This is a genomic window from Yersinia bercovieri ATCC 43970 (genome assembly GCF_013282745.1).
Taxonomy (GTDB): domain Bacteria; phylum Pseudomonadota; class Gammaproteobacteria; order Enterobacterales; family Enterobacteriaceae; genus Yersinia; species Yersinia bercovieri.
In genome coordinates this window covers 3,680,057-3,703,194 of record NZ_CP054044.1, presented here as the reverse complement: position 1 = coordinate 3,703,194, position 23,138 = coordinate 3,680,057, and the positions used below count along the sequence as shown (strand labels likewise).

Below are 23,138 nucleotides of genomic sequence, written 5' to 3'. Positions count from 1 at the left end.
TCTGGTGTAAATTTGCGTCTTTTCTTCGTGACCAATAACAATTTCAGGAGCGCTACCTTGGAAAAAGTATGGCTAAAGCGTTATCCGGCAGATGTCCCCGCAGAGATAGACCCGGATCGCTACTCTTCTTTGGTGGAAATGTTTGAGAACGCGGCATTGCGTTATGCGGATCAACCCGCGTTTATCAATATGGGCGAGGTGATGACTTTCCGTAAGCTGGAAGAGCGTAGTCGTGCTTTCGCCGCTTATTTGCAGCAAGGTTTGGGGCTGCAAAAAGGTGACCGTGTCGCATTAATGATGCCCAATCTGCTGCAATATCCTATCGCTTTGTTTGGCATTCTACGTGCAGGTATGGTGGTGGTGAATGTTAACCCGCTATACACCCCAAGAGAGTTGGAGCATCAGCTTAACGATAGCGGCGCTGCGGCGATCGTTATTGTTTCCAACTTTGCCCACACGTTGGAAAAAGTGGTCTTTAAAACGCAGGTTAAACACGTCATTTTAACCCGCATGGGGGATCAACTGTCGGCAGCTAAAGGGACGTTGGTGAATTTCGTGGTGAAATACATCAAGCGGCTGGTGCCGAAATACTATCTACCTGATGCCATTTCGTTCCGCACTGCGCTGCAAAAAGGTCGCCGTCTGCAATATGTTAAGCCGGATGTGATTAATACGGATATGGCTTTCTTGCAGTATACCGGCGGCACGACGGGGGTGGCGAAAGGGGCGATGTTGACCCACCGTAATATGCAGTCGAACCTGGAACAGGCGAAAGCTGCCTATGCGCCACTGCTGCAACCCGGGCATGAATTGGTGGTCACCGCGCTGCCGCTCTATCACATCTTTGCTTTAACCATGAACTGCCTGCTGTTTATTGAGTTGGGTGGGCGCAGCTTATTGATCACCAACCCGCGCGATATTCCCGGCATGGTTAAAGAGCTAAGTCATTACCCATTCACGGCGATGACTGGGGTGAATACATTATTTAATGCTTTGTTAAATAACGAAGAGTTCGCTAAGTTGGATTTCTCTACGCTGAGGTTGTCGGTCGGCGGGGGAATGCCGGTACAGCAGGCGGTGGCTGAACGTTGGGAAAAACTCACCGGTAAACACTTGCTGGAGGGCTATGGTCTGACTGAGTGTTCACCGTTAGTGACCGGTAACCCTTATGACTTGAAACATTACAGCGGCAGCATTGGCCTACCGGTGCCGTCAACGGATGTTCGGCTGGTAGATGATGAGGGCCATGATGTGGCATTTGGCGAGCCGGGTGAACTATGGGTGCGTGGCCCACAAGTTATGTTAGGCTATTGGCAACGGCCAGAAGCCACGGATGAAGTGCTAAAGGAGGGCTGGTTGGCAACAGGTGATATCGCGACTCTTGATGAACAAGGCTTTTTGCGCATTGTTGATCGTAAAAAAGATATGATTCTGGTGTCAGGATTTAATGTCTACCCCAATGAGATTGAAGATGTGGTCGCGTTACATCCGAAAGTACTCGAATCTGCCGTCATTGGGGTGCCTAATGGGGTTGCTGGTGAGGCGGTAAAAGTGTTCATCGTGAAAAAAGATGCCACGTTGACACAGGAAGAGCTGCTAACCCATTGCCGCCGCTACCTTACAGGGTATAAAGTACCGAAAATAGTCGAGTTCCGTGACGAATTGCCGAAATCGAATGTCGGCAAAATTTTGCGTAGGGAATTGCGTGATGAACTTGTTACCAATAAGGCTGGCGATCAAGACGCAGCTTAGCGTAACGGTATCACCCAATCATTATCAACAACGCCGGTCATCGCCGGCGTTGTTGTGTTTGCCATAGACTATAGCCGCCCCTCGCAAGATGGCGGTTATAACGACCAAGAGAATGACGTTTTGAATTATCAGTTGATCACCACCAATGATGCGTTGCAGCAGGTCTGCGAACAAGCCCGGAAACATGCTCATGTCGCGCTGGATACTGAGTTTGTCAGAACACGCACTTACTATCCGCAGTTGGGCCTGATTCAACTGTATGACGGTGAACAACTTTCACTGATTGACCCTTTGCCAATTACTGAATGGCAACCCTTCCGCGAGCTACTGCAAGATCTGGCTGTCGTGAAATACCTGCACGCTGGCAGCGAAGATCTTGAGGTGTTTTTAAATGCCTTCGACAGAATGCCGACGCCGATGATTGATACGCAAGTACTGGCCGCATTTTCGGGACGTTCGCTATCTTGTGGCTTTGCTATGTTGGTCAATGAGTTTGAAGGTGTTGAGTTAGATAAAAGTGAATCTCGTACCGATTGGATAGCCCGGCCATTAAGCGAAAAGCAGTGTGATTACGCGGCTGCTGATGTGTTTTACCTGTTACCGCTGGCGGCTAAATTAGTTGAAGCGACCGAAGCCGCCGGGCGGATGGATGCGGCTAAAGATGAGTGTCAGCTGTTGTGCCGTCGTCGTAGTGAGACACTGGACCCAGAACTCGCCTATCGTGAGATTACCAATGCCTGGCAGCTACGAGGACGTCAGTTGGCATGTTTACAGAAACTGGCCGCATGGCGTTTGCGTCAGGCACGTGAGCGCGATTTGGCGGTGAACTTCGTGGTGCGGGAAGAGAACCTTTGGCAAGTAGCCCGCTATCAGCCCACTTCGCTAGGTGAGCTGGACTCCTTGGGGCTGAGTGGGCAGGAGATTCGCTATCACGGTCGCACCTTATTGGCGCTGGTCGCTGAGGGTAATACAGTACCTGAAGAGCAACTGCCGCCACCGGTCGCTAACCTGATTGACCAGCCCGGCTACAAGAGAGTTTTTAAAGAGATTAAAGCGCTAATTCTGTCGGTCAGTGAGCGCTCTGGTCTAAGTAGCGAATTACTGGCATCACGCCGTCAAATAAATCAACTCCTCAGTTGGCATTGGAAATTGAAATTATCAGAGACTCAGCCTGAACTATTAAGTGGTTGGCGTGGTGATTTGTTATCTACGGAATTGACCGAGATTTTACAGCACTATTAATGATATTCAGGGTGGGGGAGACTTCACTCTGGTTATTTCAGTTTTTAATTCATCAGGGCTTTATGAACAACTGAAATAGAGATTAAGAATTTTCTTGTTTTAGTGGGGATGTCTATTTAATTGCGGCGATGTAGCTGGATATATATACAGTCAATAGGATGGCCATCCGCTATAGATAACTAGCACTGTAAATAAACACCCCTGTAAATGAATACAGGGGTTAGTTATTGCGAAGACATCATTTAGGTGTTTCTTCCGTTTCCGGTAATGTCACGTTAAGTTCAAGCACCGAAATATCATCCCCTTTCTGCTCAAATTGCACATGCAGCATTTCAGGTTCGATCTGGATATATTTACAAATAACCGCCAAAATATCGCGTTTTAAGTCAGGCAAATAGTGGGGCGCACTGTCCCCACGACGACGTTCAGCGACGATAATTTGCAGCCGTTCCTTGGCTATATTGGCTGTCGGTTTTTTGCGGGACAGAAAAAAGTCTAACAAAGCCATGGTTTATCCCCCAAAAAGGCGTTTCAGGAAGCCCTTCTTCTCTTCTTCGATGAAGCGGAAGGGGCGTTCTTCTCCTAGCAGACGGTCAACGGTATCGTCATAAGCTTTACCAGCATCTGACTCTTTGTCCAGAATCACAGGCTCGCCTTGGTTCGAGGCACGCAGTACTGACTGGTCTTCTGGTATAACGCCAACCAATGGGATCCTCAGAATGTCGAGGACATCTTCCATGCTAAGCATATCGCCGCGATTAACGCGCCCTGGGTTGTAGCGGGTCAACAGCAGATGTTCTTTAATCGGATCTTGGCCATTTTCGGCACGACGCGACTTAGATGACAGTATCCCGAGGATGCGGTCTGAGTCACGAACCGAAGAGACTTCAGGGTTGGTGGTAATGACTGCTTCATCGGCAAAATAGAGTGCCATCAAAGCGCCGCTTTCGATGCCGGCAGGAGAGTCACACACCACGAACTCGAAGTTCATTTCGCCAAGATCATTCAAAATCTTTTCAACACCCTCTTTGGTCAGGGCGTCTTTGTCACGGGTCTGAGAAGCGGGCAGGATATACAGATTATCTGTGCGCTTATCTTTTATTAATGCTTGGTTCAAGGTGGCATCACCTTGAATGACATTAACAAAATCATAAACGACACGGCGCTCGCATCCCATAATTAAATCTAAATTCCGTAGGCCGATATCGAAATCGATAACCACGGTTTTTTTACCTTTTTGGGCCAAGCCGGTTGCGATAGCCGCGCTTGATGTGGTCTTGCCAACGCCCCCTTTACCCGATGTAACAACAATAATGCGTGCCATGAAATGGATTCCTTGTCAAAAGGGCTTAATTTAAAGGTTGTATAGTTAGTGCGTTATCCAGCAGATGCAGACGTGCGGCCTGACCAAAATAGTCACGCGGAATCTGATCACTCAACCAGTACTGCCCTGCGATAGAGACTAGTTCAGCACCCAGATGCGTGCAAAAAATCTGGCACTGGGCATCACCGGATGCACCTGCTAGCGCACGGCCTCGCATCATTCCATAGATATGAATATTGCCGTCGGCAATTAATTCAGCACCGGCACTGACACTGCTGATAACAATCAAATCGCAATTACGAGCATAAATTTGTTGGCCAGAACGGACTGGCGTGTTGATGATTCGAGTCTTGGTCGGAACGTTTTCTGGCGGGCTGATAACTGGCTCGGGCGCCCTTTTCTGGCCTTTCCCCTCACTCAGTAATGGTAAGCCTGCTCGTGCTATCGCCCGTTTTTGACGCTCATCTTGACAACCACTGATGCCAACAATACGCAGACCTGCTGAGGTGACAGCCTGTTGGATATCTTTCCAGTTAGCACCGTTAGGTAACGTTGCAACGTTAATCACAACAGGGGCGTTTTTCAGAAAAGCGGGAGCTTGATCCACCTTTTCCTGCAATGCCTGACGGATTACCTCCGGTCGTGAATCATGTAAATGAATGACCGAAAGGGTAAAACTACTGCCTTTTAACTCAATTGGCGATTGTGACATCTATCCTGACTCAGTTTCAGCTACGTTTAATCCCCAGAATATCATTCGGGGGTACAATATTCTGATGTTCCTAAGCATGTTATAGGTAATATAAAAATAAATCTATCCGTATCAATATATTGAAATCTTAAGGTCAGAATGACAGCAATCAGACAAGAAATTACAGCATAACTTCTGCTTATTCGCTAGCCCTGAACCGTCTATATTTGGCTGATATCACTACCATTCTAGATTTGTGTATTTTTTCAACAATGAAATTCACTTAGTACCGGTTTTGCTACGCCGATAAAATTCGTTATTTCTATCAAATATGGCGAATTCTTTATCATGCGGCGTGTTTTTTATAAAATAGAGTAATAGCGCATCACTATTATCGGTTTCGTGAAATATTTCTCAGTGCTATTTCGGAAAAATCTGACTAAGTCATCTGTAAATCCAGATATCGCGAGAGTGTGGTATAGCTTGGCATGTTATAATTTTCAGCTACCATACCATTTTACTATCGAATTCGACCAATAGAGTCCAGAACATGCTTTGTGCTATTTATAGAAGCCCGAAACGGGATCAGACTTACCTCTATATTGAAAAGAGAGATGATTTTTCGCGAGTGCCGGCTGAGCTGCTCGCCAGTTTTGGCAAACCGCAATTTGCGATGCAACTGGCATTAAACAGCCGTAAAACCTTAGCAACCGCGGATATCGAAAAAGTGAAAAGTGCGCTTGTTGATCAGGGCTTTTATCTGCAAGTTCCGCCCCCGCCAGAGAGCTTGTTGAAAATGCATTTGGGCGAAAGCAAAGCATCATCCTAATATGAAGGCTTTCACCTTCCTCAGTGAGTTGCGGTCTAGTGAGGAGGGGCTTTTACCTTGATTGAGGCCATAAGCTAAATTGCGGGCGGACTTCAATATTGAGTTGGCGTGATAGTCGCTCTATGCCATAGTCGTTTGACTGCGGTGTCGGGGCTATCAGGATGTAAATTCAGGAGAGGCAGTATGTATCAACATAGAGACTGGCAAGGGGCTTTGCTGGATTTTCCAGTGAGTAAAGTGGTTTGCGTAGGCAGCAACTATGCAGAACATATTAAAGAGATGGGGAGTACAGCCTCAGTTGAACCGGTTCTGTTTATCAAACCTGAAACGGCGTTATGTGACATTCGCCAGCCAGTGTCGATCCCCAAAGAGTTTGGAGCAGTACACCATGAAGTTGAGTTGGCTGTTTTGATCGGTACGCCGTTAAAACAAGCCAGCGAAGATAGGGTGGCTCGTGCGATTGCGGGTTATGGTGTGGCGCTGGATTTAACTTTGCGCGAGCTGCAGGCGGGTCTGAAGAAGGCCGGCCAGCCGTGGGAGAAAGCCAAAGCATTTGATGGCTCTTGCCCGATCTCTGGTTTTATTCCTGTAGCTGAGTTTGGTGATGCACAACAGGCTGAATTGTCCCTGACTATTAATGATGAAATTCGTCAGCAGGGTAATACTCGCGACATGATTACCCCCATCATTCCGCTGATAAGTTACATTAGCCGCTTCTTTACTTTGCGGGCTGGCGATATTGTTTTGACGGGCACCCCACAAGGGGTTGGGCCGATGAAGTCGGGCGATATGCTTAAAATAATGCTTAATGGCAAGACCTTGAACACCCGCATAATCTAACCAAATCCCTGCCGCTTATGCCCTTTGGCTAGGCGGCAAGGCTTGCATCTGACCGCTAAAGCGTCTATAACGACCCGCTCATTTATCTACACCGGATACCGATATGTCACAACTTCCTTTTTGGCAACAAAAAACACTCGCTGAGATGTCAGATAGTGAATGGGAATCACTGTGCGACGGTTGCGGCCAATGCTGTTTGAACAAACTGATTGATGAGGACACTGATGAAATCTACTTCACCAATGTGGCCTGCGATCAGCTCAATATTAAAACCTGCCAGTGCCGTAACTATGAGCACCGCTTTGAGTTGGAAGAGGATTGCATCAAGTTAACTCGCGAAAATCTGGTCACTTTTGATTGGTTACCGCCAACTTGCGCCTATCGGCTCATCGGCGAAGGTCGTGGCTTACCCCAGTGGCACCCGCTAATCACCCATTCAAAATCCGCCATGCATGGCGAACGTATCTCAGTACGCCATATTGCGGTTCATGAAAGTGAAGTGATCGACTGGCAAGATCACATACTTAATAAACCTCAGTGGGCCAGATAACACTTACCTATTGATAGGTTAGGTGTGGCATACTAGCGCCGAAATTTAACCAAGAAACTTAATAAAATGAAATATTCAACGTTAGCCGCTGTCATCATCGGCATCTCCGCGACTTTAGGTAGTGTTTCGCATCAGGCTCTGGCGGGTGGGACTTCATTAATTAACCTTGATTGCCAGCTGAAAGAGGGGAGTCGTCTCTCTGCGGTGTTGGATGGTCCTAATCAACAATTGACCATCGATAAGTCGGTATTTCAGTTCGTAAAAGTGAATCCGGAAGGTCAGGGTGAGTCATTAATCTTCCAGAAAGCAAATAGTCAGGATCAGGTTATTGCCTCCCTCAATATATCTGCATTGCCAATTCGACTGGCTATTGTTGATGGTGAGCAGGCTAACCAGTACATTTGCACACATACCAAAGCTTAATTCGCTTATCATCAGATTGAGATGAGGCTGCCTAAAGGGTGGCCTTTTTTAGTTGTGCGACCTTTTTTATCTATAAATCTGATTAAACCAATGGATGGATTAGTCCCTAGTTGACGTTAAAGTTACCCACAAAGTTGTAAAGTGAGTCCTCTATCTAGAGAGTTAAATAGCTTGATTGATAACACCGCGATAATTTCTGCTACTGCAATTATTGAGAAGGGGGCGGTGATTGGTGCGAATGTACAAATTGGTCACTTTTGTCACATTGGCGCTCAAGTCACTATTGGTTCTGGCACGGTACTTAAATCACATATTGTCATTAATGGTAATACCGAGCTTGGCTGTGACAATAATATTGGACAATTCTCCTCCATCGGTGAGGTTAATCAGGATCTTAAATATCAGGGTGAAGATACTCGGGTTATTATTGGTGATCGCAATTTGATTCAACAAAATGTCACCATTCATCGCGGCACAATACAAGGTGTTGGTATAACGCGCATCGGTGATGATAATAATCTGATGAGTCACGTGCATATTGGCCATGACTGCGTAATAGGCAGCCACTGTTTATTAGAGTCAAATGTGGGGTTGGCGGGGCATGTTGAGGTCGATGATTTCGCCATTATTGCCGCCGCAAGTGCAGTACATCAGTTTTGTGTTATCGGCACTTATGCGCTAGTCAACACCGGTTCCTGTGTGGTGCAAGATATCCCGCCTTATGTTATTGCTGAAGGAAATCGTGCTGCGCCCGTGGGGGTCAGGGATTTGGCGATGGGGCCTGATTGGCTGGATAGTCGCGACTGGCAAGCAGTTAAAAATGCCTATCAGCTTATTTATCATACCGGTAAGCGGGTGGCGGAGGTGAATATTGAAATTGAACTTCTCGCGAAAGAGTGGCAAATACTGCACGCCTATAAGCCTTTCTTTTCCCGCTCGGCACGGGGCATTATTCGTTAATTAATCGTGGAACGGGTATTTATTAAAACCAATGGCGCCGAGTGGCGCCATTGATAGATAAAGATATGTATAAAAACTATCGGCCAAACAGATCGCGTCTTTTCGGCTTAACGAATTGGCTGATTAGAACCAATAGACCAATCACTAAATACGCAGCAAAGATCCCTACCAACCACTGTGGCATTTCTAATGACAGAAATTCCCACTGTTTTACTGAGCAGTCGCCACTGGCAACAAATACCGCAGGTAACCATTTATCCAATGGTAACCAAGAAGGGAAGCTGACAAAGAAATCACAGGTAGTGAAAGGTGAAGGGTGCAGTTGCAGCATGGTGTGAACCCAGGCTAGTTGAACCCCTCGCCATGCGCTGTAGATCCAGATAAAAATAGCCAGATAGCGCAGTGGTGATTTGGGCGCAATCGCACCCAACAACGACGCACCAAGAATGCCGAATAAAGCAGCACGTTCGTAGATACACATTACGCAAGGCTGTAACAACATCACGTGTTGAAAATAGAGCGCAATCAATTCTAGTGCAAGTGCAGTCAGGGCCATTAATAGCCAAGCACCGCGCCCTTTAGAGCAGCGGTTAAGGAATTGCAACATATCTTTATTTTCCATGCAGTAAGCAATTGTACCGGCAGTGTAAACCAAATCATCTTTGCTGCCAGCTACCCAAAGGTAAAATTAGCCAAAAATCAGCGATTTCTCGCGCGTGACAACCTATCACTGGCATAAATTTTACTTTGGGTGAGATATTGGTTTGTTTTGCCAGCTCATAATTCCCCGAAGTTAATCAACGCCCTTCGTAGCGAGGAAAAGTGTAGAACTGGCTGAGACTATTATGCAAGTAATCAGTGTGTGATGCTAACCCCTGCCACGATATGAGGCAAACTTATCCAGCCATTTTGTGTCATCCATTCTGTTACTGGGACTAATAAATATTCAACACCCAACAGACCGACAATGGTCATCACGATGGTATAGGGCAGAGCCATATACACCATACGACCATACGAAAGGCGAATAAGTGGTGCCAGCGCGGAGGTCAGCAAGAACAGGAACGCGGCCTGACCATTAGGGGTGGCAACGGAGGGGAGGTTAGTCCCGGTATTGATGGCGACCGCCAGAAACTCAAACTGCTTAAGTGAAATAACGCCATGTTCAAACGCGGTACGGGCCTCATTGATATAGACGGTGCCGACAAAGACATTATCCGAAACCGAGGAGAGCAAGCCATTAAACAGATAAAACAGTGATAACTGTGCTGATGGTGAGGCCTGCAACACAAACTGTATAATGGGGGTGAATAGACTTTGCTCAATGATTACTGCGACTACCGCGAAAAAGACGGTGAGCAGCGCGGTAAACGGCAACGCCTCCTGAAAGGCTTTACCCAGGGCATGTTCATTAGTGATACCACAGAGCGAGGTGGCGAGAATAATCACCGATAACCCGACCAACCCCACTTCGGCGATATGTAGTGCCAACGCCAGAACCAACCAAACACCAATCAGTGCTTGAGTCAGGAGTTTTGCCTTCTCCTGCCGGCTGCGTTTTGCGCTGGCTTGCTTATCGTAATCGGTCAGTACCTGGCGAACACGGTCAGGTAGCTCGGCACCATAACCAAAGAGTTTGAAGCGCTCGACCAGCAGGCAGACCAGTAATCCGCAGCACAATACTGGCAGTGTGACGGGTAGCATTCGTATAAAGAACTCAGCAAAATTCCAGCCGGCACTTTTGGCGATAATAAGATTCTGTGGCTCACCGACCATGGTCATCACACCGCCCAGTGCCGTGCCTACACCCGCATGCATCATCAGACTGCGTAAAAATGCCCTGAATTGCTCCAGCGTTTTACGATTCTCTTGATTATCGATCCAGCTGTCATCGGTAATGTCTTTATCGGTATGATTCGATGCAACATGGTGATAAATAGTATAAAAACCAACGGATACGCTAATGACTACCGCAATAACGGTTAATGCATCCAGGAAGGCAGAAAGAAAAGCGGAGGCGATGCAGAAGGCTAATGAGAGAACTATTTTTGAACGGATATTCAGTAAAAGTTTAGTAAATACAAACAGTAGCAACTGCTTCATAAAGTAGATGCCCGCTACCATAAATACCAGCAGTAACAGCACTTCCAGATTGCTGGCAATCTCTTCTGCAACTTGATGTGGGCTAGTCATGCCGATGGCAATGGCCTGAATGGCTAATAATCCACCCGGTTGCAGGGGATAACATTTTAGTGCCATTGCCAGCGTAAAGATAAACTCAATCACCAGCATCCAGCCAGCGATAAACGGGCTGACAAAGAAAAACACCAGCGGGTTAATGATAAGAAACCCGACAATGGCCAATTTGTACCAATCCGGTGAGTTGCCGAGAAAGTTCTTGAGTACCGCTTGTCTAATGGTCATATCCATTGTGAATTATGGTCTCCTTAAATAAATTATTATGGCGCTATTGGCATTCAAAGTTACGTTTTACTTTACGTCATTCATCTAAAAGCAATGCGTATAGTCTGCCCATCATTACATCTGCACAATTTTTGCAACTTTATGACTACTTTCAACGTTTGTACGATTCTGGCGCTATATCAGAGTAGAGTCGTCTGGTATGATGAGCGCACTAAATCGCTGATATGTATCGCTACGGAACGTCAAAAATATGGTTATAAAGGCGCAAAGTCCTGCCGGTTTCGCGGAAGAGTATATTATTGAAAGTATTTGGAATAATCGCTTCCCTCCAGGCACTATTTTGCCCGCGGAGCGTGAACTTTCAGAGCTAATTGGAGTGACCCGCACAACATTGCGCGAAGTGCTGCAACGGCTAGCCCGCGATGGCTGGCTCACTATTCAGCATGGTAAACCGACGAAAGTAAACAATTTTTGGGAGACATCCGGTCTCAATATATTGGAGACACTCGCGCGGCTTGACCACGATAGCGTTCCACAATTGATAGATAACTTACTGGCTGTTCGAACTAATATAGCGACTATTTTTGTCCGGACTGCAATTCGCAATCATCCAGAAAAAGCGCAGGAAATTCTGGCGCAAGCTCTGACGGTTGATGACAGCTCAGAGGCATTTACTGCACTGGATTACGGCATTTTCCGTGGGTTGGCTTTCGCTTCAGGTAATCCGATTTATGGTTTGATCCTCAATGGCATGAAAGGGCTCTATACCCGCGTTGGGCGTTACTACTTCTCCAATCCTGAGGCCCGCAAGCTGGCACTAACCTTCTACAGCAAGCTGTCGTCACTCTGTGATGAGAAAGCCTATGATCAGGTGCTGGATTGTCTGCGAGCTTATGGCAAAGAGAGCGGGGCTATCTGGCACAGTATGCAAGGTACCATGCCAAGTGATTTGGCGGATGCTCGCCGTTAGGTACAAGTACAGTTAAACAGAACAACAAAGGGGGCATTCAATGCCCCTTGAGGTTAATGACAAAGCTGCTGATAGCTCAGTGAGTGAAGGGTTTACCGCACCTAGGGGCACGTCGGTGGCTCACGCCACTTCGACCCCAACGGCACGATCCCCCTTCATTTGACTTTTTTCATGCAAAACTTCCCCTTATCGCGTTAACCCCCTACTATCTATGCCTAATCATGGATATCAGACATTTTCAGGTAAATCCTGAGGCGATGGCCGAGAATATAATGCAGACCCACCCACTATTTACCGCACTCCAACAGCGGCAACAACAGCGTGATCACCGTTACCTCTGGGGCTTGATGGTGATGCTGCTATTGGCGCTGGTCGTCAGTTTGTGTGCCGGTGATGTTTGGATTTTGCCGACTCAGTGGCTGAGCGACAGCGGGCAACTATTTGTTTGGCAGTTGCGTTTGCCCCGAGCATTAGCGGTGATGATGGTTGGCGCGAGTCTTGCCGTCTCCGGTGCGGTGATGCAGGCACTGTTCGAAAATCCATTAGCCGAGCCGGGCTTATTAGGGGTAGCCAATGGCGCGGGGGTAGCGCTGGTGATGGCCGTGTTACTGGGCCACGGGCTGCTGCCCATCTGGTTCTTAAGTGCTTGCGCGATTGCCGGGGCCCTATTTATGACTGTGCTTCTGCTCGGATTCGCCCGTAGACGATTACTGACCAACGCCCGTCTGCTACTGGTTGGCGTTGCCTTAGGGATTGTTTGCAGCGCCATTATGACGTGGGCTGTCTACTTCAGCACCAGCTTGGATTTACGCCAATTAATGTATTGGATGATGGGCGGGTTCAGCGGGATTGACTGGCGCCATCAAGGGTTGGTTATTGCGCTACTGCCGATTGTCATATGGCTCTGTTGCCAAGGGCGAGTACTTAATTTTATGTCACTGGGTGAACAACAAGCCAGACAACTGGGTATTCCCCTCCACTTATGGCGGAATTTATTGGTGCTGGCTATTGGTTTACTGGTCGGTATCAGTGTTGCTTTAGCTGGCGTGATCAGTTTTATTGGTCTTGTTATCCCCCATATTTTACGATTGACTGGCTTAACCGACCAACGGCGTCTATTAGTGGGTTGTGCTTTGGCGGGCGGCGGGATACTGCTATTGGCTGATGTTATCGCGCGTATCGCTCTATTCTCGGCAGAATTACCCATTGGCGTGGTCACCGCGACACTCGGCTCGCCGCTATTTATCTGGTTGCTGACACGGGTGAAAAGTGTAAAGTGATCGGCCTGTTACCCATTCATATTATTGTCAGTTTATCTGTTTTTCATTGCTGAATAAGGGGCCTTCCTGATGAGTAATCCAATTTATTCCATCCCAGTCAACACCATTGATCATCAATCGGTGCAACTAGAAAAGTATAAAGGTTCGGTTCTGTTAGTGGTTAATGTGGCCTCTCAGTGTGGTCTGACTAAGCAGTATGAAGGGCTAGAGAGTCTTTATAAAACCTATCATGGGCAAGGTTTTGAGGTCTTAGGTTTCCCCAGCAATGAGTTTGCCGGGCAGGAACCGGGCAGTGATGAGGAGATCCAGGCTTTTTGCCGCGGGACATTTGGTGTTGAATTCCCGATGTTCAGTAAAATCGAAGTCAATGGCCCACAACGGCACCCACTCTATCAGCAGTTGATCGCCGCTAAATCGGTGGCGGTAAAACCTGAAGGGAGCGAGTTTTATCAGCGGTTAGCGAGCAAAGGGCGTGAGCCAAAACAAGCGGGTGATATTCTGTGGAATTTTGAAAAGTTCCTGATTAGCCGCGATGGCGTGGTGCTTGAGCGCTTTGCGCCTGATATGACGCCAGAAGATCCGCTGCTGATTGCCGCCATTACGCAAGCATTGGCTAGTCACTGATTTACGGATGAAAAAGTCATTTTGAAGCTATTGCAGCTCAGCAATCTCAGTGTAGATACCCGCCTTGCACCTTTTTCTACTCAGGTGACTGCTGGGCGGCAAATTCATGTGATTGGCCCGAATGGGGCAGGGAAAAGCACCCTGCTGGCAGCAGTAGCGGGCCTATTACCTGCGGCTGGAGATATTGTGCTGGCGGGTAAATCTCTACCTCTCTATTCAGGGCGTGAATTGGCCCGGTTGCGGGCCTATTTAAGCCAACAGCAGTCGGCGCTGACCATGATGCCGGTTTTCCAATATCTTGCGCTTTATCAGCCCGCAGGGGTTGACCCAGATGCGGCAGCGGCGACGATTGGCTATCTCTGCAACCAATTACGCCTGAGCGACAAACTCCCCCGAATGCTGTCACAGCTCTCCGGTGGTGAGTGGCAACGTGTTCGTTTGGCGGCGATATTCTTGCAAGTGTGGCCAGATATCAATCCCGAGAGTCGATTGTTACTGCTTGATGAGCCTTATACGGGCTTGGATGTGGCGCAAAAAGTGGCGCTAGATGAATTGCTGCATAAATTTTGTGCGACGGGTCGTAGCGCAATTATCACGGCCCATGATCTTAACCATACCTTGCAGCAGGCCGATCAGGTGTGGTTAATGGCGGGTGGAAAGGTGCTTGCCCAAGGGGAGACTCAGCAGGTAATGCAAACCGCTACCTTATCGGAGGTATTCGAAGTCGACTTCCAAATTCACAGTTTTAATCAGCAGAATTGGATTATTACAAAAAAGATTTAAGAGTTGCGCTGACTTATTCCTCTCTATCGCTAGCAAATAATCAATATTCCATATTTATAATCTCTAATTATAATTATTATAGCTTTCACCTCAATATTTTCTAAGCAGCCTAATTAATTGAGTGGTCACGATAAAAGAGTGCCATCTATTTTATTATAGTTTTGATTTTTTTGGATAAATCTCAATCTGATATTTATGGTTATTATTTTGAATATATCCGCTAAACCCTCTTTTCTTAAGGTTCGTTTAAGGTTAATGAACTAGAGTTTCCCCCTAGTAGCTCACGACTCTATCTGAGTGGCGTTTAGTTTTCGTTAACTTATTCGGGCCTATAGTTGCCAGAAGCGCAAAGTACTCTAGGGATTTATTAATGCAGAATTTTTTGCCTTTTTCGCGCCCAGCGATTGGCAGCGACGAAATTAACGCGGTAGTCAAAGTGCTAGGTTCTGGTTGGATCACCACCGGCCCACAGAATCAGCAGTTAGAAACGGATTTTTGCGCGACGTTTGGCTGCAAACATGCGGTCGCCGTCTGCTCTGCGACTGCGGGGATGCATCTCACGCTGATGGCGCTGGGGATTGGTCCGGGCGATGAAGTGATTACGCCGTCACAGACTTGGGTGTCAACCCTAAACATGATCGTGCTACTCGGCGCGGAGCCGGTGATGGTTGATGTCGATCGCGACACGTTAATGGTCAGCGCCGCCGATGTTGCAGCGGCTATTACACCAAAAACCAAAGCTATTATCCCGGTACATTACGCCGGCGCACCCTGTGATCTTGATGCTTTGCGAGCTATTGCTTTGCAACGAGGGATTCCATTGATTGAAGACGCGGCCCATGCTGTTGGGACTCGCTATAGAAATCAATGGATTGGCGAAAAAGGTACGGCTATTTTCTCCTTCCATGCTATCAAAAATATCACCTGTGCTGAAGGTGGCTTAATTGCGACTGATGATGATGAGTTAGCGGCGAAAGTTCGTCGGCTTAAGTTTCATGGTTTGGGCGTGGATGCTTTTGATCGTCAGGTTCAGGGCCGCAGCCCACAGGCTGAAGTTGTCGAACCGGGCTATAAATACAATTTATCGGATATTCACGCCGCTATTGCCGTGGTGCAACTCCAGCGCTTAGCTGCAATCAACGCCCGCCGTCAGGAGCTTGTCGCTCGCTATCATGCGGCATTAGCGGGTTCTCCCTTGCAACCACTGGCTGTTCCTCACTATCCCCATCAACATGCATGGCATCTATTTATGGTCCGCGTCGACGAGGAGCGTTGTGGTCTTAGCCGTGATTCGCTGATGGCGCAACTGCAAGAGTTAGGGATTGGCACGGGCTTACATTTTCGTGCGGCACATACCCAAAAATATTATCGCGAACGTTTCCCACAGCTGAATTTACCTCATACCGAATGGAACTCTGCCAGATTATGCACATTGCCCCTTTTCCCCGACATGCTGGATAGCGATGTTGATCGGGTGGTTGATGCACTGACAACTATTATAGGGCCGCACCGTGTTACAAAATAAAGCGATCAAGAAAGTCTCCGTGGTTATCCCGGTTTATAACGAGCAAGAGAGCTTGCCGGTATTAATTGAGAGAACATCGGCGGCCTGTAAATTACTCACTCAACCTTATGAAATTATTCTGGTCGATGATGGCAGCAGTGATAACTCCGCCGATATTTTGACTGTGGCGGCTAATGAGCCTGATAGCTGCATCATTGCGGTTTTACTTAATCGCAACTATGGCCAACACTCGGCGATTATGGCGGGATTCAATCAGGTCAGCGGTGATCTGGTGATTACTCTTGATGCTGATCTGCAAAATCCGCCAGAAGAGATCCCTCGGCTGGTCACTGTGGCGGAAGAGGGTTATGACGTTGTCGGCACCGTGCGCGCCAACCGTCAGGACTCGCTGTTTCGTAAAACGGCCTCCCGCATGATCAACATGCTGATTCAACGGGCGACGGGGAAATCAATGGGGGATTATGGCTGTATGTTACGAGCTTACCGCCGCCATATTGTCGAGGCAATGTTACACTGTCACGAACGCAGTACCTTTATTCCTATCCTGGCAAATACCTTTGCCCGCCATACCACTGAAATTACTGTTCATCATGCTGAACGTGAATTTGGCGACTCAAAATATAGCCTGATGAAACTCATCAATCTGATGTATGACCTGATTACCTGCCTAACCACGACGCCGCTACGTCTGCTCAGCTTGGTCGGCAGTGTCATTGCACTCTCTGGCTTCACGCTGGCGGTGCTGCTGGTGGTTTTGCGTTTGGTCTTTGGCCCCGAATGGGCCGGCGGTGGTGTCTTTACGCTATTTGCCGTGCTGTTCATGTTCATCGGTGCTCAATTCGTCGGTATGGGGCTACTCGGTGAATATATCGGCCGTATTTATAACGATGTACGTGCACGCCCACGTTATTTCATACAGAAAGTGGTCGGCGGTGAGCAGACCGAAAATAATCAGGAAATAGAAAAATGAAAGCGATTGTATTTGCCTATCATGATATTGGCTGTGTAGGTCTGAAAGCACTGGTTGACGCGGGTTACGATATTCAGGCGGTATTTACCCATACTGATGATCCCAATGAAAATCGCTTTTTTACTTCAGTGGCGCGTGTCGCCGCTGATTTAGATTTACCGGTATTTGCGCCGGAAGATGTTAATCACCCATTGTGGATTGAGCGTATTCAGCAATTGCAACCTGATATCATATTCTCTTTCTATTATCGCAATATGCTTTGTGACGATATATTGTCATTAGCACCACGCGGCGCATTTAATTTACACGGCTCGCTGTTACCTAAATATCGTGGCCGTGCACCTATTAACTGGGCGCTGGTGAAGGGGGAGAGTGAAACAGGTGTGACCCTGCACCAAATGGTAAAAAAAGCTGATGCAGGCCCGATAGTGGGTCAATATAAAGTTGCCATTAGCGATGCAGACACCGCATTAACATTACATGGAAAAATGCGTGATGCTTCTCAAAATTTATTAGGTGATTTATTGCCTAAAATGAAAGAAGCGCCACTGCCTCTGACGCCACAAAATGAAGCTGAAGCCAGCTATTTTGGCCGTCGTACTGCAGCAGATGGTGAGATTCATTGGCATCAGTCAGCATCAGCTATCAATAATCTGGTGCGTGCCGTAACAGAACCTTATCCCGGTGCTTTCAGTTATCTTGGCCAGCGTAAACTGATCATCTGGCGCGCCCGTCCACTGGATATGGCCCACGGGAAATTGCCCGGCACTGTGCTGTCGACGTCACCACTGATTGTTGCTTGTGGTGAAGGGGCATTGGAGATTGTGACCGGTCAAGGTGAAAGTGGTTTGTACGTTCAGGGCAACCGCCTGGCACTCGAGATGGGTATTGTCACTGACGTGCGTTTAGCCAGAAAACCAAGCAAAACCCTAAAACGCCGGACCCGCGTGTTAATTCTCGGCGTGAATGGCTTTATCGGGAATCACTTAACCGAGCGCTTATTACGCGATGACCGTTACGAAGTTTATGGTCTGGATATTGGTTCTGACGCCATTAGCCGCTTCCTGAATAACCCCTATTTCCATTTTGTGGAGGGGGATATTAGTATTCATTCCGAATGGATTGAGTACCACATTAAGAAGTGTGACGTTATTTTGCCACTGGTTGCTATTGCTACACCGATCGAATATACCCGCAATCCACTACGGGTGTTCGAATTAGATTTTGAAGAAAATCTGAAGATCGTGCGCGACTGCGTTAAATACAATAAGCGTATTGTCTTCCCATCCACATCTGAAGTTTATGGTATGTGTGATGATAAAGAGTTCGATGAAGATAGTTCACGACTGATTGTGGGGCCGATCAATAAACAGCGCTGGATCTACTCCGTCTCTAAGCAGTTGTTGGACCGCGTGATTTGGGCCTATGGCGCGAAAGAAAATTTAAGATTCACCCTGTTCCGTCCTTTCAACTGGATGGGGCCGCGCTTGGATAATCTTGATGCTGCGCGTATTGGTAGCTCCCGCGCCATTACTCAGCTTATTTTAAATCTGGTCGAAGGCTCACCGATTAAACTGGTTGATGGTGGTGCGCAAAAACGCTGCTTTACCGATATTCATGATGGCATTGAAGCGCTATTCCGTATTATTGAGAACCGTGATGGATGCTGTGATGGTCAGATTATCAACATTGGTAACCCAACCAATGAAGCCAGTATTCGTGAGTTAGCTGAAATGCTGTTGAGTAGCTTCGAAGAGCATGAGTTACGCGGCCATTTCCCGCCATTTGCTGGCTTTAAAGATATTGAAAGCAGTGCCTATTATGGGAAAGGCTATCAGGACGTAGAGTACCGCACGCCAAGTATTCGCAATGCGCGCCGCATTTTACACTGGCAACCTGAAGTCGCCTTGCAACAAACCGTCACCGAAACCTTGGATTTCTTCCTGCGTGGCGCAGTACTTGAACTGAACGAAAGCTCAAAGGACGATCATCACGTATGAAGCAAGTTGGCCTGAGGATTGATGTTGATACCTACCGTGGCACCAAGGAAGGCGTACCCTCACTGTTGGCCGTATTGGCAAAGCATGATGTTAGCGCCAGCTTCTTCTTTAGTGTCGGGCCGGATAACATGGGGCGCCATTTATGGCGTCTTTTCCGACCGCGTTTTCTGTGGAAAATGCTGCGATCTAACGCCGCCTCACTTTATGGCTGGGATATTTTACTGGCCGGTACCGCCTGGCCGGGTAAAAAGATAGCTGAAGACCTTGGGCCAGTGATGAAAAGCACGCTACAGGCGGGGCATGAAGTCGGCTTACACGCATGGGATCACCAAGGCTGGCAGGCTAAAGTTGCGTCGTGGTCAATGCAGCAACTGGCGGAGCAGGTGCAATTGGGGGTGGATGCATTAGAACGGAGCATTCAGCAGCCGATTACCTGCTCCGCAGCTGCGGGTTGGCGTGCCGATGAACGTGTTTTAGCGGTAAAACAGCCATTTTCTTTCCGTTATAACAGCGATTGTCGTGGTACCCACCCCTTCCGGCCACAACTGCCAGATGGCAGCTTAGGCAGTGTCCAGATCCCCGTCACTTTACCGACTTACGATGAAGTGGTGGGGAGTGAGGTTCGCGCTGAAGATTTTAATGATTTTATTATTGCCGCCATGTTACGTGACCAGGGTGTGCCGGTTTATACCATCCATGCCGAGGTTGAAGGCGGGTCTCAGGCTCAGATGTTTGAGCAGTTATTGATTCGAGCAAAAAAACAGAATATCCAGTTTTGTCCTCTCAGCGAACTATTACCCGAGAATTCGGATTTATTACCTGTGGGTAAAGTTGTACGCGCAGCCTTTCCAGGTCGAGAGGGCTGGTTAGGATGCCAGACAGATATAAAGGGTGCAGGATGAGACTGTTAAAAGGAAGTGGAGCGGTAGTGCTGTCGCTATTTTTTGCTCTGGTATATCTATTACCGGTCAATAGCCGGCTATTTTGGCAACCTGACGAAACGCGCTATGCAGAAATTAGCCGGGAGATGTTGCAACGTGGTGACTGGATTGTACCGCATCTACTGGGCATCCGTTATTTTGAGAAACCCATCGCGGGATATTGGTTTAATAATATTAGCCAGTGGATATTTGGTGACACCAATTTCGCCGTCCGGTTTGGCTCAATTTTTAGCACCGCGCTGAGTGCCATATTAATCTACTGGCTGGCGACGTTATTATGGCGTAATCGTGCTACGTCGCTGCTGGCGACACTAATTTATCTCTCTATGTTGCTGGTGTTTGGTATCGGGACTTATGCGGTACTGGACCCAATGATCTCATTGTGGTTAACCGCCTCAATGGTCTGTTTTTATCTCACACTGCGGGCAGAGACGTCGACGCAGAAGGCTGGAGCATATCTGCTGCTCGGCCTTGCTTGTGGGATGGGTTTTATGACCAAAGGTTTTCTGGCGTTGGCGATCCCCGTCATCTCTGTACTGCCCATAGTGATACAGCAAAAACGGGTAAAAGAGCTGCTTATTTTTGGCCCAATCGCGATAGTGAGTGCGGTGCTATTGAGTTTGCCGTGGGCATTGGCAATTGCACAACGCGAGCCTGATTTTTGGCACTACTTCTTCTGGATTGAGCATATTCAACGCTTTGCCGAGAAAGATGCGCAACATAAAGCCCCATTCTGGTACTACCTGCCGATATTGTGCCTGGGTGTTTTACCCTGGTTAGGGCTATTGCCAGGAGCACTTCTCAAGGGGTGGCGTGAACGTGTAGCACGACCTGAGCTGTTCTTTTTACTCAGTTGGGTACTGATGCCGTTGCTATTTTTCAGTGTGGCAAAGGGGAAGCTGCCGACCTATATCCTGCCGTGTATGGCACCGCTATCCATGCTGATGGCCGCCTATGCGACAGATTGTGCCAACAACTTGCGAATGCGTGCGCTCAAGATTAATGGTGTCATCAACTTCCTGTTTGGATTGGTTTGTGCATTGGCGGTGCTGGTTATCGACGTGGGGCTAGTGAGTGGTCTGGTGGCTTACGGGCCGCAAGAGCATCAAAAAGTGGTACTTGGAACAGTTGCCTTTGCCGGCTGGGGGCTGGTGGGCTTGATAACCTGGCGCAATGATGCGCGTCATTGGCGCTGGGCGGCGGTGTGCCCATTACTGTTTGTTTTACTGGTGGGATATTTGATCCCGCAACAAGTCATTGATTCCAAACAGCCACAAAACTTTATCAAGCATAATTTTAGCGAACTCAATAGCAGTCGCTACGTGCTGGCCGACAGTGTGGGGGTGGCTGCGGGATTAGCATGGCAATTAAAACGTAGCGATATACTGATGCTCAGTGAGAAGGGTGAACTGACCTATGGGCTGAACTATGCTGACAGCAAAAACCAGTTCGTCAGCGGCGAAGATTTCAGTCAATGGCTGGCTAGGGCAAGGCAGCAAGGGGATGTATCTTTGGTGATGCAACTATCCCGCGATGAGGCAATTCCGGCCTATTTACCGGCAGCAGATAAGGTTAACCTGATGAATCGTTTGGCACTTTTGTGGTACAAAAAGGCACCATGACAAGTTACCTGCTATTGGTCATGGTCAGTTTATTGACCTGCGCGGGCCAATTGTGTCAGAAACAAGCCGCGCAATGCTGGGAGCGGTCGCCGAAAGCGCGGCTGGCCCCGACACTGCGCTGGCTTGCCGCCGCCATCATGCTGCTCGGTTTGGGGATGTTGCTGTGGTTACGGTTACTGCAACATCTGCCGCTGAGTGTGGCCTATCCGCTACTGAGCTTTAATTTCGTGCTGGTCACGCTGGCCGCACAGCTGTTTTATGGCGAGAAGGCGACACCCCGCCATTGGCTAGGGATTGCCGCTATTATGTTTGGCATCCTATTAATAAGTTGGCGCTGATGAAAGGCTATCTGTGGGGCATTGGCAGCGTGATGCTGGTGACTGTGGCCCAGTTAATGCTGAAGTGGGGCATGATGCATACCCCGTTGATCTCATTGGCTGATATTAATTTCGAATTCTTAGCTAATCACCTAAGCCAACTCATCGCCGTCATCTGTGGGCTGACGGGCTATGCTTTATCAATGTTGTGCTGGTTTTTTGCGTTAAGATACCTGCCGCTCAATCGAGCCTATCCGTTACTGAGCCTTAGCTATGCACTGGTCTATCTGGCCGCCGTACTGCTTCCTTGGTTTAATGAACCCGCGACTTTACTGAAAACCATGGGGGCAGTTTTTATTCTGCTGGGTATCTGGTTGATAAATACTAAGCCGATAAAAGGCGCTTAAACCTATTATCTCATTCATATCACTTGTTTTTTCCATACTCGATAGCTAAATTAACCCTACTGGTGCCTTTCGCTAGCCAGATATAACGTCAAACAGTTCACTGTGCGGCGAATTGGCTAAGCCTCACCCTGGGTGGAATATCGATGCGGATGCGTTTTTGGATCTTTCTGATCAGCATGATTCTTGCTGGCTGTAGCAGCCATGCACCGGCACCCAGTGGCCACTTGTCTGATTCTATTGTGGTGGTTGCCAAACTGAATGAGCAGTTACGTCAATGGGAAGGCACGCCGTATCGAAATGGCGGGCTGGATCAAGGTGGCGTTGATTGTTCTGGCTTTGTTTACCGCACCTTCCGCGATCGTTTTGATATGCAATTGCCCCGCACCACAGTGGCACAAACCACGTTAGGGACTAAAGTCTCTCGTGATGATCTGATGCCCGGCGATTTAGTCTTCTTCAAAACCGGCAGTGGGCAGAATGGGTTGCATGTTGGCATTTACGATACCAATGACGAATTCATCCATGCCTCAACCAGTAAAGGCGTTATCCGCTCATCACTGGAAAATGTGTACTGGAAACGTGTCTACTGGCAAGCGCGTCGCATCTAAATAGGGTATTGCATCAATAGGCTGAAGCTGAAGATATCACTGTGGGTTATGCTATC

The 23,138-nt window shown here is 48.0% G+C and carries 24 protein-coding genes; 19 read left to right on the top strand and 5 right to left on the bottom strand.

The annotated features are described in order from the left end of the window. Window positions 1–57 precede the first annotated feature (57 nt). Window positions 58–1,752 (top strand): long-chain-fatty-acid--CoA ligase FadD, encoded by a 1,695-nt coding sequence (gene fadD, locus HRK25_RS16805; RefSeq protein ID WP_005270222.1) that lies wholly within the window; start codon window positions 58–60, stop codon window positions 1,750–1,752. Window positions 1,753–1,872: 120 nt separating this feature from the next. Next, window positions 1,873–2,994, top strand: a complete 1,122-nt coding sequence (gene rnd, locus HRK25_RS16800; RefSeq protein WP_032896268.1) for a ribonuclease D — start codon at window positions 1,873–1,875, stop codon at window positions 2,992–2,994. Between the two features lie 238 nt (window positions 2,995–3,232). Here the strand turns inward: rnd and minE are convergent, their stop codons facing one another. Genes minE through minC form a run of 3 tightly spaced genes read right to left on the bottom strand, consistent with a single transcriptional unit; the run spans window position 3,233 to window position 5,030 of the window. Continuing rightward, window positions 3,233–3,502: a cell division topological specificity factor MinE gene (gene minE / locus HRK25_RS16795; protein ID WP_004874203.1), complete on the bottom strand. Its 270-nt coding sequence runs from the start codon at window positions 3,500–3,502 to the stop codon at window positions 3,233–3,235. Window positions 3,503–3,505: 3 nt separating this feature from the next. Continuing rightward, a complete protein-coding gene (gene minD, locus HRK25_RS16790; RefSeq protein ID WP_004874204.1) occupies window positions 3,506–4,318 on the bottom strand; it encodes a septum site-determining protein MinD in 813 nt (270 codons plus the stop codon). Between the two features lie 25 nt (window positions 4,319–4,343). Next, window positions 4,344–5,030 (bottom strand): septum site-determining protein MinC, encoded by a 687-nt coding sequence (gene minC / locus HRK25_RS16785; protein ID WP_005270226.1) that lies wholly within the window; start codon window positions 5,028–5,030, stop codon window positions 4,344–4,346. A gap of 529 nt (window positions 5,031–5,559) precedes the next feature. Between minC and HRK25_RS16780 the strand changes: the two genes are divergently transcribed. The 5 genes from HRK25_RS16780 (at window position 5,560) to lpxA (ending at window position 8,611) form a co-directional block, all read left to right on the top strand. Continuing rightward, window positions 5,560–5,838 carry a YcgL domain-containing protein gene (locus HRK25_RS16780; RefSeq protein ID WP_032896144.1) on the top strand — a complete coding sequence of 93 codons (279 nt, stop codon included), beginning with the start codon at window positions 5,560–5,562 and terminating at the stop codon, window positions 5,836–5,838. A gap of 183 nt (window positions 5,839–6,021) precedes the next feature. After that, window positions 6,022–6,678, top strand: coding sequence for a fumarylacetoacetate hydrolase family protein (locus HRK25_RS16775; protein ID WP_005270231.1), 657 nt, complete (start codon window positions 6,022–6,024; stop codon window positions 6,676–6,678). Between the two features lie 103 nt (window positions 6,679–6,781). Then, complete coding sequence (locus HRK25_RS16770) at window positions 6,782–7,228, top strand: YcgN family cysteine cluster protein (protein WP_005270233.1); 447 nt, start codon at window positions 6,782–6,784, stop codon at window positions 7,226–7,228. A gap of 66 nt (window positions 7,229–7,294) precedes the next feature. Continuing rightward, window positions 7,295–7,651: a hypothetical protein gene (locus HRK25_RS16765; protein WP_005270235.1), complete on the top strand. Its 357-nt coding sequence runs from the start codon at window positions 7,295–7,297 to the stop codon at window positions 7,649–7,651. 171 nt (window positions 7,652–7,822) lie between these two features. Beyond that, window positions 7,823–8,611, top strand: a complete 789-nt coding sequence (gene lpxA / locus HRK25_RS16760) for an acyl-ACP--UDP-N-acetylglucosamine O-acyltransferase (protein WP_005270237.1) — start codon at window positions 7,823–7,825, stop codon at window positions 8,609–8,611. A gap of 76 nt (window positions 8,612–8,687) precedes the next feature. Here the strand turns inward: lpxA and dsbB are convergent, their stop codons facing one another. Together dsbB and nhaB are read right to left on the bottom strand one after the other, a co-directional pair. Beyond that, complete coding sequence (gene dsbB, locus HRK25_RS16755) at window positions 8,688–9,218, bottom strand: disulfide bond formation protein DsbB (RefSeq protein ID WP_032896271.1); 531 nt, start codon at window positions 9,216–9,218, stop codon at window positions 8,688–8,690. Window positions 9,219–9,466: 248 nt separating this feature from the next. Further along, window positions 9,467–11,041 carry a sodium/proton antiporter NhaB gene (gene nhaB, locus HRK25_RS16750; protein ID WP_005270240.1) on the bottom strand — a complete coding sequence of 525 codons (1,575 nt, stop codon included), beginning with the start codon at window positions 11,039–11,041 and terminating at the stop codon, window positions 9,467–9,469. Between the two features lie 244 nt (window positions 11,042–11,285). Between nhaB and fadR the strand changes: the two genes are divergently transcribed. From fadR to HRK25_RS16690, 12 genes are all read left to right on the top strand, one after another. Beyond that, the gene (gene fadR / locus HRK25_RS16745; protein ID WP_005270241.1) at window positions 11,286–12,005 is read left to right on the top strand and encodes a fatty acid metabolism transcriptional regulator FadR; all 720 of its coding nucleotides are present in this window, start codon (window positions 11,286–11,288) and stop codon (window positions 12,003–12,005) included. A gap of 272 nt (window positions 12,006–12,277) precedes the next feature. Next, a complete protein-coding gene (gene btuC / locus HRK25_RS16740) occupies window positions 12,278–13,285 on the top strand; it encodes a vitamin B12 ABC transporter permease BtuC (RefSeq protein ID WP_032896274.1) in 1,008 nt (335 codons plus the stop codon). A gap of 69 nt (window positions 13,286–13,354) precedes the next feature. Then, the gene (locus HRK25_RS16735) at window positions 13,355–13,909 is read left to right on the top strand and encodes a glutathione peroxidase (RefSeq protein WP_005270246.1); all 555 of its coding nucleotides are present in this window, start codon (window positions 13,355–13,357) and stop codon (window positions 13,907–13,909) included. 21 nt (window positions 13,910–13,930) lie between these two features. Next, window positions 13,931–14,692, top strand: coding sequence for a vitamin B12 ABC transporter ATP-binding protein BtuD (btuD, locus tag HRK25_RS16730; protein ID WP_005270248.1), 762 nt, complete (start codon window positions 13,931–13,933; stop codon window positions 14,690–14,692). Window positions 14,693–15,062: 370 nt separating this feature from the next. Continuing rightward, the gene (gene arnB / locus HRK25_RS16725) at window positions 15,063–16,217 is read left to right on the top strand and encodes a UDP-4-amino-4-deoxy-L-arabinose aminotransferase (RefSeq protein WP_005270249.1); all 1,155 of its coding nucleotides are present in this window, start codon (window positions 15,063–15,065) and stop codon (window positions 16,215–16,217) included. Next, window positions 16,204–17,187 (top strand): undecaprenyl-phosphate 4-deoxy-4-formamido-L-arabinose transferase, encoded by a 984-nt coding sequence (gene arnC / locus HRK25_RS16720; RefSeq protein ID WP_032896148.1) that lies wholly within the window; start codon window positions 16,204–16,206, stop codon window positions 17,185–17,187. The genes arnB and arnC overlap by 14 nt, the downstream gene beginning before the upstream one ends. Continuing rightward, window positions 17,184–19,187: a bifunctional UDP-4-amino-4-deoxy-L-arabinose formyltransferase/UDP-glucuronic acid oxidase ArnA gene (gene arnA / locus HRK25_RS16715; RefSeq protein ID WP_032896151.1), complete on the top strand. Its 2,004-nt coding sequence runs from the start codon at window positions 17,184–17,186 to the stop codon at window positions 19,185–19,187. Before arnC ends, arnA begins: the two co-directional genes overlap by 4 nt. Continuing rightward, window positions 19,184–20,089: a 4-deoxy-4-formamido-L-arabinose-phosphoundecaprenol deformylase gene (gene arnD / locus HRK25_RS16710; protein ID WP_032896154.1), complete on the top strand. Its 906-nt coding sequence runs from the start codon at window positions 19,184–19,186 to the stop codon at window positions 20,087–20,089. The genes arnA and arnD overlap by 4 nt, the downstream gene beginning before the upstream one ends. After that, a complete protein-coding gene (gene arnT, locus HRK25_RS16705; RefSeq protein WP_032896158.1) occupies window positions 20,086–21,750 on the top strand; it encodes a lipid IV(A) 4-amino-4-deoxy-L-arabinosyltransferase in 1,665 nt (554 codons plus the stop codon). The genes arnD and arnT overlap by 4 nt, the downstream gene beginning before the upstream one ends. Continuing rightward, complete coding sequence (gene arnE, locus HRK25_RS16700; protein ID WP_032896160.1) at window positions 21,747–22,088, top strand: 4-amino-4-deoxy-L-arabinose-phosphoundecaprenol flippase subunit ArnE; 342 nt, start codon at window positions 21,747–21,749, stop codon at window positions 22,086–22,088. Before arnT ends, arnE begins: the two co-directional genes overlap by 4 nt. Continuing rightward, window positions 22,088–22,474: a 4-amino-4-deoxy-L-arabinose-phosphoundecaprenol flippase subunit ArnF gene (arnF, locus tag HRK25_RS16695; RefSeq protein WP_005270260.1), complete on the top strand. Its 387-nt coding sequence runs from the start codon at window positions 22,088–22,090 to the stop codon at window positions 22,472–22,474. Before arnE ends, arnF begins: the two co-directional genes overlap by 1 nt. Window positions 22,475–22,617: 143 nt before the next feature. Beyond that, window positions 22,618–23,082, top strand: coding sequence for an NlpC/P60 family protein (locus tag HRK25_RS16690; protein ID WP_005270262.1), 465 nt, complete (start codon window positions 22,618–22,620; stop codon window positions 23,080–23,082). The last annotated feature ends 56 nt before the right edge of the window (window positions 23,083–23,138 follow it).

Excerpts from the sequence above, each read along its gene's own strand:
- btuC (WP_032896274.1), top strand. The coding sequence starts at position 12,278 with ATGCAGACCCACCCACTATTTACCGCACTCCAACAGCGGCAACAACAG.
- nhaB (WP_005270240.1), bottom strand. The coding sequence starts at position 11,041 with ATGGATATGACCATTAGACAAGCGGTACTCAAGAACTTTCTCGGCAAC.
- arnD (WP_032896154.1), top strand. The coding sequence starts at position 19,184 with ATGAAGCAAGTTGGCCTGAGGATTGATGTTGATACCTACCGTGGCACC.
- fadR (WP_005270241.1), top strand. The coding sequence starts at position 11,286 with ATGGTTATAAAGGCGCAAAGTCCTGCCGGTTTCGCGGAAGAGTATATT.
- minE (WP_004874203.1), bottom strand. The coding sequence starts at position 3,502 with ATGGCTTTGTTAGACTTTTTTCTGTCCCGCAAAAAACCGACAGCCAAT.
- HRK25_RS16780 (WP_032896144.1), top strand. The coding sequence starts at position 5,560 with ATGCTTTGTGCTATTTATAGAAGCCCGAAACGGGATCAGACTTACCTC.
- arnT (WP_032896158.1), top strand. The coding sequence starts at position 20,086 with ATGAGACTGTTAAAAGGAAGTGGAGCGGTAGTGCTGTCGCTATTTTTT.
- HRK25_RS16690 (WP_005270262.1), top strand. The coding sequence starts at position 22,618 with ATGCGGATGCGTTTTTGGATCTTTCTGATCAGCATGATTCTTGCTGGC.
- minD (WP_004874204.1), bottom strand. The coding sequence starts at position 4,318 with ATGGCACGCATTATTGTTGTTACATCGGGTAAAGGGGGCGTTGGCAAG.
- arnE (WP_032896160.1), top strand. The coding sequence starts at position 21,747 with ATGACAAGTTACCTGCTATTGGTCATGGTCAGTTTATTGACCTGCGCG.
- dsbB (WP_032896271.1), bottom strand. The coding sequence starts at position 9,218 with ATGTTGCAATTCCTTAACCGCTGCTCTAAAGGGCGCGGTGCTTGGCTA.
- arnF (WP_005270260.1), top strand. The coding sequence starts at position 22,088 with ATGAAAGGCTATCTGTGGGGCATTGGCAGCGTGATGCTGGTGACTGTG.
- arnB (WP_005270249.1), top strand. The coding sequence starts at position 15,063 with ATGCAGAATTTTTTGCCTTTTTCGCGCCCAGCGATTGGCAGCGACGAA.
- HRK25_RS16765 (WP_005270235.1), top strand. The coding sequence starts at position 7,295 with ATGAAATATTCAACGTTAGCCGCTGTCATCATCGGCATCTCCGCGACT.
- HRK25_RS16775 (WP_005270231.1), top strand. The coding sequence starts at position 6,022 with ATGTATCAACATAGAGACTGGCAAGGGGCTTTGCTGGATTTTCCAGTG.
- arnA (WP_032896151.1), top strand. The coding sequence starts at position 17,184 with ATGAAAGCGATTGTATTTGCCTATCATGATATTGGCTGTGTAGGTCTG.
- HRK25_RS16735 (WP_005270246.1), top strand. The coding sequence starts at position 13,355 with ATGAGTAATCCAATTTATTCCATCCCAGTCAACACCATTGATCATCAA.
- minC (WP_005270226.1), bottom strand. The coding sequence starts at position 5,030 with ATGTCACAATCGCCAATTGAGTTAAAAGGCAGTAGTTTTACCCTTTCG.
- HRK25_RS16770 (WP_005270233.1), top strand. The coding sequence starts at position 6,782 with ATGTCACAACTTCCTTTTTGGCAACAAAAAACACTCGCTGAGATGTCA.